At 71.8% G+C, this 17057-nt stretch carries 8 protein-coding genes; 7 read left to right on the top strand and 1 reads right to left on the bottom strand.

Translation table 11 applies throughout. From position 1 onward, the window contains the following. Nucleotides 1-2752 (bottom strand): type I polyketide synthase (locus tag DTL70_RS08705; protein ID WP_245979150.1); only part of this gene is annotated, 2752 nt, incomplete at its 3' end. Between the two features lie 484 nt (nucleotides 2753-3236). Between DTL70_RS08705 and DTL70_RS08710 the strand changes: the two genes are divergently transcribed. The 7 genes from DTL70_RS08710 (at nucleotide 3237) to DTL70_RS08740 (ending at nucleotide 17025) form a co-directional block, all read left to right on the top strand. After that, a complete protein-coding gene (locus tag DTL70_RS08710; RefSeq protein ID WP_114021297.1) occupies nucleotides 3237-3842 on the top strand; it encodes an allene oxide cyclase barrel-like domain-containing protein in 606 nt (201 codons plus the stop codon). A 43-nt stretch (nucleotides 3843-3885) separates the two neighbouring features. After that, nucleotides 3886-5097 (top strand): cytochrome P450, encoded by a 1212-nt coding sequence (locus tag DTL70_RS08715; RefSeq protein WP_114021298.1) that lies wholly within the window; start codon nucleotides 3886-3888, stop codon nucleotides 5095-5097. 37 nt (nucleotides 5098-5134) lie between these two features. After that, nucleotides 5135-5896, top strand: a complete 762-nt coding sequence (locus tag DTL70_RS08720) for an O-methyltransferase (protein WP_114021299.1) — start codon at nucleotides 5135-5137, stop codon at nucleotides 5894-5896. 101 nt (nucleotides 5897-5997) lie between these two features. Next, nucleotides 5998-7041, top strand: a complete 1044-nt coding sequence (locus DTL70_RS08725; protein WP_114021300.1) for a ketoacyl-ACP synthase III family protein — start codon at nucleotides 5998-6000, stop codon at nucleotides 7039-7041. A gap of 81 nt (nucleotides 7042-7122) precedes the next feature. Continuing rightward, nucleotides 7123-12576 (top strand): type I polyketide synthase, encoded by a 5454-nt coding sequence (locus tag DTL70_RS08730; RefSeq protein ID WP_114021301.1) that lies wholly within the window; start codon nucleotides 7123-7125, stop codon nucleotides 12574-12576. Nucleotides 12577-12595: 19 nt separating this feature from the next. Further along, on the top strand, nucleotides 12596-13567 hold the full coding sequence (gene rfbB, locus DTL70_RS08735; protein ID WP_114021302.1) for a dTDP-glucose 4,6-dehydratase: 972 nt from the start codon (nucleotides 12596-12598) through the stop codon (nucleotides 13565-13567). A 533-nt stretch (nucleotides 13568-14100) separates the two neighbouring features. Then, nucleotides 14101-17025 carry an ATP-binding protein gene (locus DTL70_RS08740; RefSeq protein WP_114021303.1) on the top strand — a complete coding sequence of 975 codons (2925 nt, stop codon included), beginning with the start codon at nucleotides 14101-14103 and terminating at the stop codon, nucleotides 17023-17025. The last annotated feature ends 32 nt before the right edge of the window (nucleotides 17026-17057 follow it).

Here is a 17057-nt window from a genome sequence, read left to right on the forward strand (position 1 = left end):
GCCAGTAGGTGTGGTGGGTGAAGGGGTAGGTGGGGAGGGGGGTGGAGGTGTGTGGGTTGGGGTGGTGCCAGGTGAGGGGGTGGGTGGTGGTGTGGGTGTGGGCGAGGGTGTTGGTGAGGGCGTGGGTGTCGTGGTGGTCGGGGTGGAGGGTGGTGAGGACGGTGGGGGTGTCCGCGTCGCCGTCGCCGTCGGTGAGGGTGTGGTGGGCGAGTGGGGCGAGGGTGGGGGTCGGCCCGATGTCGAGGTAGCTGCGTGTGCCGGTGTTGGCGAGGGTGGTGAGCATGTCCGCGAACCGGACGGGTTGGCGGATGTGTGCGGTCCAGTAGGCGGGGGTGGTGAGTTGATCGGTTTCAGCGGGTCGGCCGGTGAGGTTGGAGAGCAGCGGGGTGTGGGGTGGGTGGTAGGTGACCTGCTCGGCCGCCTCCCGGAACGCGTCCAGGATGGTGTCGGTGTGAGGAGAGTGGAAGGCATGCTCGGTCGCGAGCGTCTTCACCCTCCGCCCCTCGGCGGTGAACGTCTCGACGATGGCTGCGACGGCGTCGGGGTCGCCGGAGATGACGGTGTGGCGGGGTGTGTTGTAGGCCGCGACACACACTTGGTCGTTGAGGTGGGGGGTGAGTTCGTCTGCGGTGGCTTGGATGCTGGCCATCGCGCCGGGCGGCAGCTGGCCCATCAGCTCCGCCCGCTTGACGATCAGGCGTGCGGCGTCGGGGAGAGAGAAGACTCCCGCGCAGTGGGCAGCGCTGATCTCCCCGACCGAGTGTCCGGCCAGGTAGTCGGGTTTGAGGCCGTGGTGTTCGAGGAGTCGGTGGAGGCCGAGGTGGAGGGCGAAGAGTGCGGGTTGGGTGTAGCGGGTGTGGTCCAGCAGGCGGGCCGGTTCACTGCCCGGCTCGGCGAACATGATCTCCGTCAGCGACCGGCCCAACAGCGGGTCCAGGTGCCGGCAGGCTTCATCGACCGCCGCCTGGAACACCGGCTCGACGGCATACAGCCCAGCACCGGCTCCGGCGCGCTGGGAGCCCTGCCCGGAGAACAGGAACGCCGTCCGCCCCGAAGCATCCGCAGCCTTCCCCGGACACACCACCCCCGGGTGGGTCTCGTCTCGGGCCAGTGCACGCAGGCCCTCGACCAGCTCACCACGATCCGCTCCGGTGACAACAGCGCGGTGGTCGAAGACGGTACGGGTGGTGGCCAACGCACCCGCAACAGCCGACGCCCCCAGCTCAGCATGGGCCTGTAGATGCTCCTCCAGCCGGGCGGCCTGGGCACGCAACGCCACCTGCGACTTCGCCGACAACGCGAACACCACCCGCCCGGCGGGCTCCGCAAAAGCGGGCGCATCCTCAGCCACGGCATCCGGGGCAGGCGGAGCCTCAAGCACCACATGCGCGTTCGTTCCGCTGATGCCGAACGAGGAGACCGCAGCCCGACGCGGACGCCCCGTCTCCGGCCACTCCGTCGCCTCCGTCAGCAGCCGCACCCCACCCGCCGACCAGTCCACATGCGGGGTGGGCTCATCCACATGCAGCGTGCGCGGCAGCACCCCGTGCCGCATCGCCTCCACCATCTTGATCACACCCGCCACACCCGCGGCAGCCTGCGTATGACCGATGTTCGACTTCACGGAGCCAAGCCACAGAGGCTGATCGCCGGACCGATCCTGCCCATACGTCGCCAGCAGCGCCTGCGCCTCGATCGGATCACCCAACGTGGTGCCCGTACCGTGCGCCTCCACCACATCCACACCACTCGCAGGCAGATCGGCATCCGCCAGCGCCGCACGAATCACCCGCTCCTGCGACGGACCATTCGGCGCCGTCAGCTGACTGCTCGTACCGTCCTGGTTGACCGCGCTGCCCCGGATGACGGCCAGCACCGGATGGCCGTTGCGCCGCGCGTCCGACAGACGTTCCAGCAGGAGCAGGCCGACGCCCTCGCCCCAGCCGACGCCGTCCGCCGAGGCGGCGAACGCGCGGCAGCGTCCGTCCGGAGACAGCCCGCGCTGGCGGCTGAACTCCACGAAGACGCCGGGTGTGGACATCACCGTGACGCCGCCCGCCAGGGCCAGCTCGCACTCGCCGTTGCGCAGGGCCTGGCCCGCCAGGTGCATGGCGGTCAGCGACGACGAGCACGCCGTGTCGATCGTGACGGCCGGGCCCTCGAACCCGAAGGTGTGGGAGATGCGTCCCGAGGCGACGCTGGGCGAGCTGCCCATGCCGATGAAGCCTTCGAATCCGTCCGGTGCGGGCTGCAGGCGTGCGCCGTAGTCGTTGTACATGACGCCGGTGAAGACGCCCGTGCGGCTTCCGCGGAGGGATGCGGGCGTCAGAGCCGCACGTTCGATCGTCTCCCAGGCCGTCTCCAGCAACAACCGCTGTTGCGGGTCGATCGCCAGTGCCTCGCGCGGACTGATGCCGAAGAACTCCGCGTCGAATCCGCTCGCGTCGTCGAGGAATCCTCCCGAGCGGGTCACGGTCTTTCCGACGCATTCCGGGTCGGGGTCGTACAGTCTGTTGACATCCCAGCCGCGGTCCGTGGGAAAATCGCCGACGGCATCTCCGTTTTCGGTGACCAGCCGCCACAGGTCTTCGGGGGAGCGTACTCCGCCGGGGTAGCGGCAGGCCGTGCCCACGATGGCGATCGGTTCGCCGGCTTCTTCCGTGAGTTGCTGCACGCGCTGCCGAAGTCGTCCGTTCTCCAGCAATGACGCCCGAAGCGCCTCGGCGACCTTGTCGGAGGAGATAGCCGTCATCAGTTCCCTGCTCCCAGAGATCTTCGGGGGCCGGCACACCGTACTCAGCACCGAGATTGCATTCCGCCGGGTATTCCCGGGGGCGGGTATTTTCGGCGGGGTCCATGCGGAGTCCGTGCGGTTCCATGCGTGGCCCATTGCGCTACGGGCATCCTTCACCGCGCGACTAAAGCGGCGCTAACTCTGCTCCTGTACTCGGCTGCGACCCGGGTGCGCCGCCTGCGCGGTAATCCGTGCGACTGGTCGCAGAAGCCCGGGATTAGCGCAGCTTTAGTGAATGCTCCGATGCTTGCCGGGGTTTTGAATACACGGATAAACGCCCGGGACAGGGCGGTCCGCCGTGAATGCGCCACCGCGTGGCGCGCGGCGACGCCTCGGACGCGGACGAGGGCTCGGAGGAGGGCTCGGACGCGGGTGACGTGTTCGGCAGCGAGCGGCGTGTCCGACGGCGGGCGTGAGCCCGATGACGAGTCTGGAGCCGGAGATGAACTACTACGCAACGAGGGATCGGGATTCGGGTGAGGACGCGAACCCGGGCGGCCCGGTGTCCGAGCGTGCGCTCAACGCCGGCACGCTCGCGTTCCAGGGCGACCTGGGGACGTCCAGCGAGTTGGAGCCCGGCCGGCTCGCCGTCGCGGCAGCGGTCGCCGGTGGGTTGTACAAGGCCCAGGACGGTCCGCTGGGGCAGGTCCTCGACGACGTCCTCGTCGTCGAGGGTCTGACGGAGCGGATCGAGAAGCTCGCGACGGTCGACGATGCCGCAGCCGGCGGCGTCGACTACGCGGAGTACGAGGACGGCTTCTACGACGAGGCCGGGGAGCGCGTGGGCACGGTGGAGGGCACCGCCGTGGTGCTCACGTACACCCCCCACATGTGGCAGTACCACAGCAGCGTCACCACCTTCGACGACGGCACCTTCGAGACCCGCGGTGTCATCGACTGCACGGCGATCCTCAGCGGCATGACGCAGGTGCTCCAGGTCCGCGGGACGTCGGGACGTTACGCGGGCAAGCAGGGCTTCATGACGTTGACGCTGCACGACCACGAACAGCGCCCGCCGTTGTACCGGACGACGTTCGTCATGGCCTGACCCGTACTCGCTCCGGTTCACCGATCGACAAGGACTCTTGACCATGGCCGAGGACTCCGGCGTCTCCACCGCGGAGCCGTACGTACTGCCCACCGCACGTCCCCGCCCCTTCGACCTGCCGCCGGACCTGGCGCGGGTGCGGGCCGAGCAGCCGCTCCAGCGGCTCGCCTACCCCGACGGCCACGTCGGATGGCTGGTCACCAGCTACGCCCTGGCCCGGACCGTGCTGGACGAGCCGCGGTTCAGCGCCCGGCTGGATCTCAAGCGCTCTCCCGTGGAACGCCCCGGCTCCACGGCGTTCATGGGGCGGACGGCCCCTCCGGGGATGTTCATCGGCATGGACCCGCCGGAGCACACCCGCTACCGCAGTCTGCTCACGCGGGTGTTCAGCGCGCGGCGGATGAAGGAGCTGAGCCCGCGGATCGAGCAGATCGTCGACCAGCGCCTCGACGCGATGGAGGCCGCGGGCCCTCCGGCCGACCTGGTCCCGGCGTTCTCGCTGCCGGTTCCCGTCGAGGTGATCAGCGAGTTGATGGGGGCGCCCGAGGTGCAGCGTGAGGCGCTGGAGCGCAACGCGGCCACCTTTGTCAGCCTCAACGCGACCCCCGAGCAGGTGGGAGCGGCCATCGGGGAGATCTCCGGATCGCTGATGGAGCTCGTGCGGCAGAAGCGCAAGGCGCCGGGGAACGATGTGCTGAGCGACCTGACCGAGAGCGACCTCACCGACGAGGAACTCGTCGGTATCGCGATGCTGCTGCTGGCCGCGGGCCACGAGACCACGGCGAACATGCTCGCGCTGGGCACCTATGCGCTGCTCAGGGAGGAGGACCAGCGCGCGGCGCTCACCGCCGATCCCTCGCTGCTGGACAACGCCGTCGAGGAGTTGATGCGCTACCTGACCGTCGTCCAGTACAGCCCGACGCGGGCGCCGCTGGAGGACACGGAGCTGGACGGGCAGCTCATCAAAGCCGGCGAGACCATCACGGTATCGCTGCCCGCGGCCAACAGGGACCCGGAGCGGTTCGACAACCCGGAGAAGCTGGATGTCACCGCGCCGCCGACGGCGCACCTGGCGTTCGGCCACGGACTGCACCTGTGCCTGGGCCAGCAGCTCGCACGCATCGAGATGCGCATCGGCTTCCAGAAGCTCTTCGCGCGCTTCCCCGGGCTGCGCCTCGCGGCCGCGCCGGAGGAGATCCCGATGCGGGAGGACATGAACACCTACGGCGTCCACCGGCTGCCCGTCGCCTGGTAGCGGACGGCGCCCTCACTACTGCGAAAGGCGAGCCAGCATGGTTTCCACCGGTGCGCTGCGGGACCCCCGGGTGCTCGAGGTCCTCGAAAGGCTCGACGCCGGCAACTCCGCGTCGTTCGAGACCGTCAACGACATGGGCAAGTCGACGGAGACGTGGAGCGACGACCCGTTGGACTTCGCGGAGCTGCCGCTGTCGGTCAGCTCCGAGATCGGCCAGCTCATCTATCTGACGGCGCGGGCCGCGAAGGTCACCCGCGCCGTCGACTTCGCCACCTCGGTCGGCACCTCGCTGATCTACCTGGCGGCGGCGGTGCGGGACAACGGGGGCGGGCTGGTGATCGGTTCCGAGGTCGTGCCCGCCAAGGTGAAGGCCGCTCAGCGCAACGTCGACGACGCCGGGCTCACCGACTACGTGGAGATCCGCGAGGGCGACGCGCGCGAGACACTGAAGGACCTGGGCGGCCCGGTGGGGTACGCCATCGTGGACGGGTTCCAGGAGTCGCGCGACGGCTGGGCGGGCGAGCGGGGTTCGTCGCTCGCGCTGGACGTGCTGAGGCTGCTCACCCCGCAGCTGGCTCCGGGTGCCGTCCTCGTCAACGACAACGCGGAGCCCGACTACCTGGAGCACGTGCGCAACCCCGCGAACGGCTTCCGCTCCAGCTGGATCCCGGTGACGCCTCAGCTCTCGGAAGCCGAGCGGCGCAGGCTCGGGGCGGCCATGAAGAGCCTGACCCCGCAGTCTCCGCTGGTGACGCTGATGCCCAGCGCCCCCGGGCTGGAGTTCTCGGTGCGCGACTGAACCGCGTCCCCCACTCCGCCGGCCGGAACCCGTCCGGCCCCGCCGTCCCCCGTCGGCCACTTCCCGGGGACGCGTCCAGTCATCCGAGAGAGGAGACGGCCGTGCAGACGCACGACATGTTCATCACGGGGGTCGGGTCCTACCTGCCCCAGACGGTCACCGTCGAGCAGGCCGTGGAGCAGGGGCTGTATCCGCCGGACGCCGTGGAGGAGCACCAGCTGGGCGGGGCCGCCGTCGCCGGGGACGTCTCGGCGCCGGAGATGGCGCTGATGGCGGCCGAGGAGGCGGTCAAACGCAGTGGCGGATCTCCGGAGGAGATCGATCTGCTGCTGTACGCGGACACCTGGCACCAGGGCCCCGACGGCTGGCAGCCGCAGTACTACGTGCAGCGCCACCTGCTGGGCGACAAGGCGCTCGGGCTGGAGATCCGCCAAGGCTGCAACGGCATGTTCAGCGCCATGGAGCTGGCGGCCGGGCACCTGCGTGCCGTGCCTGAGCGCCGCAGGGCCCTGCTGGTGGCCTCGGACAACTACGGGACTCCGCTGATGGACCGGTGGCGCTCGGGTCCCGGGTTCATCATCGGGGACGCCGCCAGCGCGCTCGTCCTCGACAAGGAGCACGGGTTCGCCCAGCTGCTCTCGGTGACCTCGGGCATCGTCTCCGAGTCCGAGGAGGTCCACAGGTACGGCGAGGAGCTGTTCCCGCCCGGCTGCACGTCCGGGCGCGAGGTGGACTTCGCGGCCCGTTCCGCCGCGTTCAACCGGCGCGCCCTGACGGAGGCCGGCGGCACCCGCGTGTGGCCGAAGGTGCACCAGCTGATCGGCGACATCGTCCGGCAGAGCCTCGACGAGGCGGGCATCGGGCTCGACGACGTCACACGGGTCGCGATGATGAACCACTCCAGGGAGATCACGGAGCAGCGCTTCCTCGCCGTGCTGGGGCTGCCGTTGTCCAGGTCGACGTGGGAGTTCGGGCGGATGGTCGGGCACATCGGGGCCAGCGACCAGATCGTCTCCCTCGACCACCTCGTGGCCACCGGAGGGCTGGGCCCCGGAGACCACATGCTGCTGTTCAGCGTCGGCCCCGGCATCACCGTCTCCAGCGCCGTCGTCAGGGTCCTGCACGACGCCCCGTGGCGGGCCTGACCGGCTATGACCGTCCACTCCTCCTCGCCGACGGGACACGCGTCCGCCGTCGGTGACCTTCCGGCGAAAGGTGAAGCGTCGATGGCCGGCGTCCCGGGATCCGAGCACAGCGAGCACCACTCCGCGGAACCCGTCGCCGTCATCGGCCTGGGATGCCGCTTCGCCGCCGACGCCACCTCGCCCGAGCGCTACTGGAACATGCTGCGCGAGGGCCGGGACGGGATCAGCGAGGTTCCCGACAAGCGCTGGGAGGTCTACCGGGGCCTGGGCTCCGAGACGACGGCCGCGCTGCGCCGGGCCACCCGCTGGGGCGGCTACCTCGCCGACATCGAGGGCTTCGACGCGGAGTTCTTCGGGCTGACCCCGCGCGAGGCGGAGTTGATGGACCCGCAGCAGCGCGTCCTGCTGGAGGTCGCGTGGGAGGCGCTGGAGGACGCGGGGCTTCCGCCGGGCCGGCTGGCCGGGACCGACGCGGGCGTGTTCGTCGGTGTCGGCTCCGACGACTACGGGCGCAGGCTGCTGGAGGATCTGCCGCGCATCGAGGCGTGGACGGGGATCGGCTCCGCGATGTGCGCGGCGGCCAACCGGATCTCCCACGCGCTGGACCTGCGCGGCCCGAGCCTCGCCGTGGACACCGCCTGCTCGGCCTCGCTGGTGGCGCTGCACCTGGCCTGCCAGAGCGTGCTGTCGGGGGAGAGCCCGGTGGCGCTGGCGGCAGGAGTCAACCTGATCATCTCGCCGGGGCTCACACTGACTCTCGACGCGGCCGGCGCGACGGCACCTGACGGGCGCTGCAAGCCCTTCGACGCCGCGGCAGACGGGTACGGCCGCGGGGAGGGCGCCGGGGTCCTCGTGCTCAAGCGGCTCAGCGACGCGCAGCGGGACGGCGACCGTGTCTGGGCGACCGTGCTGGGAAGCGCCGTCAACCAGGACGGCAGGACCAGCGGCATCATGGCCCCCGACGGCGACGCGCAGCGCCACGTCATGGAGAGGGCCTGCCGCCGGGCGGGTGTGGACCCGCTGTCGGTCGGCTACGTCGAGGCGCACGGCACCGGCACCCGCCGGGGCGACCCGCTGGAGGCCTCGGCCCTCAGCGCCGTCTACGGCGCCGGGCGCCCGGCGGACGGGCCGTGTCTCATCGGCTCGGTGAAGTCCAACATCGGCCATCTGGAGGCGGCGGCCGGGGTGGCCGGAGTGGTCAAGGCGATCCTGGCCCTGGACCGCTGCGAGATCCCGGCCAGCCTGCATCACACCACTCCCACGCCCGCGGTGGACTGGGAGAACGCCGGCCTGGAGGTCGTCACCGCACCGGCGCCGTGGCCCCGCTCCACCCGCCCCCGCCGCGCCGGTGTCTCCGGGTTCGGCTACGGGGGCACCATCGCGCACGTCGTCCTGGAGGAGGCGCCGGGTCAGGCCGAGCCGGCGGGGGAGAGCGACGAGAGCGCCGGTGCGGACGACAGCGCGGCGGGCACGTCGCTGTTCCCGGTGTCCGCGGCCTCGGCTGCGGGGCTCGGCCGGCAGGCGGACGCTCTGGCCGCGTGGCTGGAGGGCGCGGGTGCCGAGGTGCCGCTGCGGGACGTCGGGCACACGCTCGCGCACCGCCGTACGCATCTGGACCACCGCGCGGCGGTGCTCGCGGCCGACAGGGGCACGCTGATCGAGCGGCTGCGCAGGGTCGCCGCCGACGAGCAGGGCCCCGGCGTGGTCACGGGCAGGGTGCCGGGAGGGCAGGACCGCGGTCCAGTGTGGGTCCTGTCGGGGCACGGCTCGCAGTGGCCCGGAATGGGGCGTGGACTGCTGGCGGAAGAACCGGCGTTCGCCGACGTCATCGACGCGCTGGAGCCGGTGTTCGTGAAGGAGATCGGCTTCTCCCCACGGCAGGTCCTGCTGGACGGCGCTCTCGGAACGGTCGAGCGCGTCCAGACCATGATCTTCGCGATGCAGGTGGGTCTCGCCGCCGTGTGGCGGGCCCGCGGTGTCACCCCGGCCGCGGTGGTGGGACACTCCGTGGGAGAGATCGCCGCCGCCGTCGTGAGCGGCGCGCTCACCCTTCAAGACGGTGCGCGGCTGATCTGCCGCCGCTCGCGGCTGCTGCAACGCGTGGCAGGGCAGGGCGCCATGGCCCTGATCGCGCTGCCGTTCGAGGACGTGGCCGAGCGGCTGCACGGCCGTACGGACGTGGTCGCCGCGATCGCCTCGTCCCCGCTGTCCACGGTCGTCTCGGGTGAGCCGGGCGCGGTGGACGCCCTCGCCGCCGCCTGGCAGGCGGAGGACCTCACCGTGCGGCGCGTCGCCTCCGACGTGGCGTTCCACAGCCCCTCCATGGACCCGCTGCTGCCCGAACTGGCCGCCGCCGCAGCGGACCTGTCCCACCGGGAACCTCGAATCCCCATGTACAGCACGTCATCGGACGAGGTGTGTACCGACCCCGTGCTCGACGGCGCGTACTGGGCGGGAAACCTGCGCCGCCCGGTGCGGCTCGCGCAGGCGGTCGCGCGGGCCGCGCGCGACGGCCACCGCTCCTTCCTGGAGATCTCCGCGCACCCCGTGGTCGCGCACTCGATCCGGGAGACCCTCTCGGAACTGGACCAGGCGGACGTCTTCGTCGGCTCCACACTGCGGCGCGACCAGCCCGAGGCGGCCACTCTGGCGGCCGCTGTGGCGGCCGTGCACTGCCACGGCACGCCGGTCGACTGGTCCTCTCTTCAGCCGGAGGGCTCACAGGCCCCTCTGCCGACGGTGGCGTGGCAGCGCCGGCCGCTGTGGCGGGACGCGCGCAAGGGCACCGGCGACGGGCTCGAACACGACGTCGACACGCACACGCTGCTGGGTTCGCCCGTGCCGGTGGGCGGGCGCCCTCTGCGGCTGTGGCGGACCCTCCTGGACGAGACGTGCCGCCCCTACCCGGGGAGCCACACCATCAACGGCGTGGAGGTCATCCCGGCCGCGGTGCTGATCAACACGCTGCTGCGGGCCGGCTCCGACGGTGCCGAACCGCCGGTGCTGCGCGACCTGCGTCTGCTCCTGCCGCTCACCGACGCGGGACCACGCGAGGTGCAGGTCAGCCACGAGGACGGCGGCGTCCGCCTGACCTCGCGGATGCGGGACGAGGAGGGAGGCGACCGCCCGTGGCTCACCCACGCCACCGTGCTCGCGGCGCCCGCCACCCGGCCCGTGCCGCCCCAGCCGTCACCCGGCGCGGAAAGCGGGCCGCCGCTCGCCCCGGAGGACCCCGGTGCGGTGCGCGAGCTGTTGTCCTCGGTGGGCGTTCCCAGCATGGCGTTCGACTGGAGCGTCGAGGAACTGCTGCGCGGCGAGGGGCTGCTGCGCGCCCGGGTCCGCGCCGACCGGCCGCAGGCTTCCCCGTCGAGCTGGGCGCCGCTGCTGGACGCGGCCCTGTCCGTCGCCCCGGCAGGGTGCCGGGGGCCGCGCACCCTGCGCATGGTGGCCGGGCTCGACGAGTGCCACCTCACCGGTATGCCTCCGGACGGGGCCACCATCGAGGTGACCGCCGATCCCGCCCGCGAGAACACCGTCGACGTGCTGATCACCGACGACGGCGGTCACGTGCTGGCGCGCCTCGGCGGTCTGCGTTACGCCGCCATGGACGACTCGGCCTCCGGCGCGGCCGCGCCCGGCGAACTGGCCCACGCGACGGTGTGGCGCCCCTTCGAACCGCCGGCCCGGGGCACGGCTCCGGCGCCCGACGGCGACCGCCCGCTCGATCTCGTGCTGGTGTGCCCCGACCCGGCGCAGGCCAGGCTGTGGCGCAGCCGCTTCCAGCGCGCCGGCGCCGGACCCCGGGCCGTCGCGGCGCCCGGCGAGCTGGCGGCACTGGACCCCAAGCCGACCGAGGCGTCGCACGTGCTGGTGGTGCCGGGCGGCGCTCCGGGCCTCGCGGTTCCGGAGTCCTCCGCACGCGCGGCGTGGCTGCTGGCTCAGACGGCGCAACAGCTGGGAGGCGACGCCGAGGGCCCGTCGCCGCGGCTGTGGTGCCTGACGACGGGCGTGCGGGAGGCCTCGGGCGAGGCGCATCTCGCCCAGTCACCGCTGTGGGGCCTGGGCCGGGTCCTGCGTGCCGAACTGCCCGGAGTGTGGGGCGGAACGGTCGACGTCACCCCCGGCGACGACCGTGCCCCGGCGGCGGTGCTCGACGTGCTGCGCGCCGCGCCCGACGAGGACGTGGTGGCCGTGACCGCGGGCACCACCGAAGTCGCCCGGCTGGCGCCGCTGGAGCGCGCCGGGGGCGATGGACCCGTGCGGTGTCGCGCGGACTCCACGTACCTGGTCACCGGCGGCCTCGGCGTGCTCGGTCTCGAAGTGGCCCACTGGCTGGCCGAACGCGGCGCCAGGCGGCTGGTGCTCGCCGGGCGGCGCACGCTGCCGCCGCGCGGCACGTGGGACCGGCAGGACGACGAGGAGACGGCCTCCCGGATCCAGGCGGTACGTGCGCTGGAGGCGCTCGGCGTCACCGTGCGCACCGTGGCCGTGGACGTCGCCGACCCGCGGCAGGCCGCCGAGGCGCTGGCACCCGAGTCGCTGGGCATGCCCCCGATCCGCGGGGTGGTGCACGCCGCCGGCGTCCTGGACAACCGCCTGCTGCACGACGTGGACGAGGAGTCGCTGCGCTCCGTGCTGCGGCCCAAGGTGGACGGCGCGTGGACGCTGCACACGATGTTCCCCGCGGGCACGCTGGACTTCTTCGCGCTGTTCTCCTCGTGCGGCCAACTGCTCGGCCTGCCGGGACAGGTCACCTACGGGGCCGCCAACGCGTTCCTCGACGGGCTCGCCGCGCACCGGCGGGCAGCAGGGTGCGAGGGCACCGTCAGCTTCGGCTGGACCTCGTGGAAGGGCAAGGGCATGGCCGTCAACGAGGTGGTCGACCTGGAGCTGCGTGCCCGGGGGACGGCCCCCATCACTCCGGCCGAGGCCTTCGGCGCCTGGGACCTCGCGCACGGGCATCCGGCGCCGCAGGTGTCCGTCTTGCGGATACTTCCGCAGGAGCCCGGCATGGAACGGCCGGCCGTGCTCGCGGAGTTGGACGCGGCGGTGGAGGCCGACGCCCCGGACGGGACCGCCGGGCGGCAGGACGACTTCGCCGGCCTGCCGCCCGGCCTGCTCAGGGAGCGGCTGGTCGAGGAGGTCACCACTCAGGTGGCCGGGGAGATGAGGCTTTCGGCCAGGGACCTCGATCCGCGGCGCTCGCTCACCGAGCAGGGGCTCGACTCGGTCATGACGATCGTGGTCAGGCGCCGGCTGGAGAGGCGCTTCGGGCACGCCCTCCCGGCCACGCTGCTGTGGCACCAGCCCACGGTGGCGGCCATCGCCGACCACGTGGCGGAGCTGCTGGCGGCCGGCGCGGACCCCGGGGGGACCGGCGGGCCGGAGGAGCCCGGCGCCCCCGACCGGCCCGACGCACCCGACGAGGCGGGGGAGCCCCGTGAGTCCGAAGGTGCCCGTGGGTCCGAGGAGGCCCGTGAGGCGGACGAGGCCGACGGCACCGGCGGGGCGGTCCGTCCGCTCCGTCCCCGATGACAGACAAGGTGGTGGAGACATGCGCGTTCTGGTGACCGGGGCGGCCGGTTTCATCGGTTCACACTTCGTCAGGGAACTGCTGCGCGGCTCCTATCCGGCCTTCGAGGACGTCCGGCTCACCGTCCTGGACAAGCTCACCTACGCCGGTAACCGGGAGAACCTCGCCCCCGTCGCCGACGATCCGCGGTGGGAGCTCGTGCACGGCGACATCTGCGACCCGCAGCGGGTGCGGCAGGCCATGCGCGGCGCGGACCTGGTGGTGCACTTCGCCGCCGAGTCCCACGTCGACCGTTCCCTCACGGACTCCGCCACCTTCATCCGCACCAACGTGCTGGGCACGCACACCCTGTTGCAGGCCGCCGTGGCCGAGGGGGTGGGGCGCTTCGTGCACGTCTCCACGGACGAGGTGTACGGGTCGATCCCCGAGGGAGCCTGGGGTGAGGAGTGCATCCTGGCGCCCACCTCCCCGTACGCGGCGTCCAAGGCGTCCTCCGACCTGCTGGCGCTGGCCTTCCACCGCACCCACGGTCTGGACGTCCGTGTCACCCGCTGTTCCAACAACTACGGCCCGTACCAGTATCCGGAAAAGGTCATTCCACTCTTTGTCACCAACCTGCTGGACGGAGTCCCCGTACCGCTGTACGGGGACGGGATGAACAGCCGGGACTGGCTGCATGTCGACGACCACTGCCGCGCCCTCGCACTCGTCGCGACCAGGGGGAAGGCGGGCAACGTCTACAACATCGGAGGCGGCACGGAGCTGGTCAACACCGAGTTGACCAAGCGCATCCTGGACGGCTTCGGCAGGGACTGGACCGCCGTCGAGAGCGTCTCGGACCGGGTGGCGCACGATCGCCGTTACTGCGTGGACCCGCAGAAGATCACCGACGAGCTCGGGTGGGTCCCCCTCATCGCCTTCGAAGACGGTCTGGAGGAGACGATCCGCTGGTACAGGGAGAACCGGGACTGGTGGACGCCGCTGAAGGCGTGACGCGGCGCCGACTGGCGCGTTGCAAGGGAAGTCGAGGAGCGGAGAGGCACATACTTCATTTGCGGCAGTCATGTTTCAGCCAATCGTGTAGGGCGTCACATGCCGGATGTCCTGTCTTGACGGCGCGATATAATGAGGGGGACTGAGTTCCGGTTGTCGCAAGCGCCTCAGGCTGCGCGTGAAGTGGCGCAGAGGGGTCGACTTACCGGGGTTACTGATGCTCACGGGGGCTGACGATGCATAATGCAATAGTCCAAAAGGGATATGGCGCCGAGACGGGGCTCGGCGGGAGCGCAATCCGCCGGGCGCACCCCAACAGTCCGATTCCGCTCGAATGCGTCGAACGGTGTTCGGTCTAAAACCTTCGCTTAGCGGATAACCGGCTCGGTGGCACGGACCCATTGCAGCAGCGGAGCGCCCCACCATGACCGCACACCGGTAGCGCTGACGCCCGCATGCCGGCCTTCACGGGCCCGTGCGCCTCACCGTGCTGATCAACAGGATTCCCTGACGTTGACTTGTGACGGTGCCCGATGCGCTTTTCGAGCCCGCAAGCGGCTCTCAACTGCCGAAGCCCACAGCCGACAAGACTGATCGAACCGACAAGACTGATCGAACGGGACGTCGAACTGGAGACGCTCACCCGTGCCCTGTCCGACTGCGCGGCCGGAGAGGGCGGAGTGGTGGTCGTCCGCGGTGTCGTGGGCAGCGGCAAGACCACCCTGCTGCACGTGCTCACCCAGCGCGCCGAGCGATCCGGCGCTGTCGTCCTGCACGCCGCCGCCTCCCGCTCGGAACAGGACAGGCCGTTCGGCGTCATCTCACAACTCGTGCGGACGAGCGGCCTGCCCGCGGCCGACATCGACCCGCTGCTCAAGCGCGTCGAGCGCGAGACGCCCTCCGTAGGGCCGCACGCGGGGACGGCGGACCTCGACCCGGCGGTCACCATGGGCCTGGAACGGGAACTGTGGGAACTGATCCGCCGCCAGGCCGAGTCGCGCCCAGTGGTGATCGGCGTCGACGAGGTACACGACGCCGACCGCGCGTCCCTGGACAGCCTGCTCTACGTCGCACGGCGGATGCGCTCGGCGCGCGTCCTGCTGGTGCTCAACGAGGACAGCCGCGCCCACCAGACGTACCCCTGGTTCCACGCGGAGCTGTTCCGCCAGCCGAACGGCAGAAGGCTCAAGCTCCCCCTCCTGAGCGCCGACGGTGTCTCCCGGATGATCGCCGACGGCGCGGGCGCCCGCCCACCGGAGGAGTCCGCCGCCTGCCACCGCGTCAGCGGCGGCAACCCGCTGCTGCTGGCCGCCCTGCTGGAGGACGCCCGCCCGCCGGTGGGCGGGCGTCCTGCCGCCCTCGTACCCGGGGAGGCGTTTCGCCAGGCCGTCTCCAACTGCCTCTACCGCTGCGGGGAACCGCTCAGGGACTGTGCCCAGGTGAGGGCGGTCCTCGGCGACGAGCCGGCCTCTCCCGCCGTGCTCGCCGAAGTCCTCGGCCTCGACACGGACACCGCCCGGCAGGCGTCCGAGGCGCTGGTCGCCATGGGACTACTGGACAACGGCCGCTTCCGGCACGAGGCCGTCAGGGACGCCGTGCTGGACAGCATGACGCCCGACTGCCGCAGCCGGCTGCACGCCGAGGTGGCACGGGTGCTGCGCAACCACGGGCGCGGATCGATCGACCTGGCCAGACACCTGATCGCGGCGTCGCCCGTCGACGAGAGCTGGACCACGCCCGTTCTCCTGGACGCCGCCCGGCAGGCCCTTGCGGACAACGACGTGAGCCTGGCCATCGACAGCCTCCGCGCCGCCCACGAGGGCTGCTCCGACGAACGCCAGCGGATGACCGTCCTGTCCGCCCTGATGCGCGCGCAGTGGCGGGTCAACCCCGCGGCCGCCGTGCGGCACCTGCCGGAGCTGACCGCCGCGGCACGGCTGAACAAGCTGTCGGCGTACGAGGTCACCCAGCTCATCGCCCACCTGCTGTGGCACGGGAGGACCGGTGAGGCCGGGGAGGTCTTCACGGCCACCGAGGAAAGCCGCAAGCGGAACCCGCTCGGCGCGGACGGGTTCGACGACGCCCTGAACACCGCACGTCTGTGGCTGGGGTTCTCCTGCCCGGGCCCGCACAACACGCTCCCGGAGGAGTCGGCCGCCGACGCCGCCCGGCACAGCCTCCACAGGCGCGCGCTGAGCGCCATGTACGAGGCGCTGACGGGCAGCGGCTCCGGCAGCGAGTTCCTCGACGTCGACGAGGCGATCCAGCGGTTCTCCGTGGACAACGAAGGGTTCCTGCCCGCGACCGCGGCACTGGTCGTGCTCATCTACACCGACCGGCTGGACGAGGCCGCCCTCTCGTGCGACGCTCTCGTCGAGGACGCCCGCAAGTGGAACGCCCCCATGTGGTGCGCTCTTCTTCAGGCCATCCGGGCGCACATCCACCTGCGGACGGGCGACATGCGCCGGGCGGCGGACGCGGCCCGCGAGGCATTGCAGGCCCACCCGGTCAAGAGCTGGGGCATCTTCATCGGCTCGCCGCTGGCCAGCCTGGTGCTCTCCAGCGTCGCGGCGGGCCGCCACCAGGAGGCCGAGGAGTATCTGCGCGTGCCGGTCACCACCGGCATGTTCCGCACACCCTTCGGGCTGGACTACCTCCGCGCACGGGGACGCTACTTCGCGGCCAGGGGGCGCCCGCACGCCGCGCTGGGCGACTTCCGCCAGTGCGGCGAGCTGATGGGCAACTGGCGCATCGACCTGTCCGCCGTGGTGCCGTGGCGCACGGACGCGGCCGAGATGTGTCTGGCGCTGGGCCGCAAACAGGAGGCGCAGAAGTACGCCAGGGAGCAGCTGGCGCTGCTGCGCCCGGACGAGCGGTGGATCCGGGGCACCACCCTGCGCGTGCTGGCCGCCTCGGAGGAGTCCCGTGACGAACTGCCGCTGCTGCGCGAATCGCTGCGCCTGCTGGAGGGGTACGGCGACCGCTACGAGCAGGCGCGGACGCTCCTGGACCTGAGTCTGGTGCACCGGAGCCGCGGTGACGTGGAGACGGCGCACGCCGTGCGGATGTCCGCCGACCGGCTGGCCGACGCGTGCGGTTTCGAGCTCCCCGGGGACGAGCGCCGCCCCGGCAGACACCACTTCGCCGCCTCCGACCGGGTTCCCGAACCCAGGGAGTGCGAGGGCCACCTGGCGCTCAGCGACGCCGAACGCCGCGTGGCGTCCCTGGCCGTCGCGGGGCGGACCAACCGGCAGATCGCCCGGCAGCTGTTCCTCACCGTGAGTACGGTGGAGCAGCACCTGACCCGCGTCTACCGTAAGCTCCGGGTGCGCTCGCGCACCGATCTGACGGCGGAGATCCTCGACGGTGCGATCCCGCCGTCGGAGGACTGCGGGGCGGGACCGCACGCCCGCCGGAAGGCCACCGGCGACCACAACCCCACAACGGTACCGACCTGAGACGCCGGGCCGGCTCCTCAGTTTCGATCTGA

It is taken from the genome of Streptomyces diacarni (assembly GCF_003323715.1).
Lineage (GTDB): Bacteria > Actinomycetota > Actinomycetes > Streptomycetales > Streptomycetaceae > Streptomyces > Streptomyces diacarni.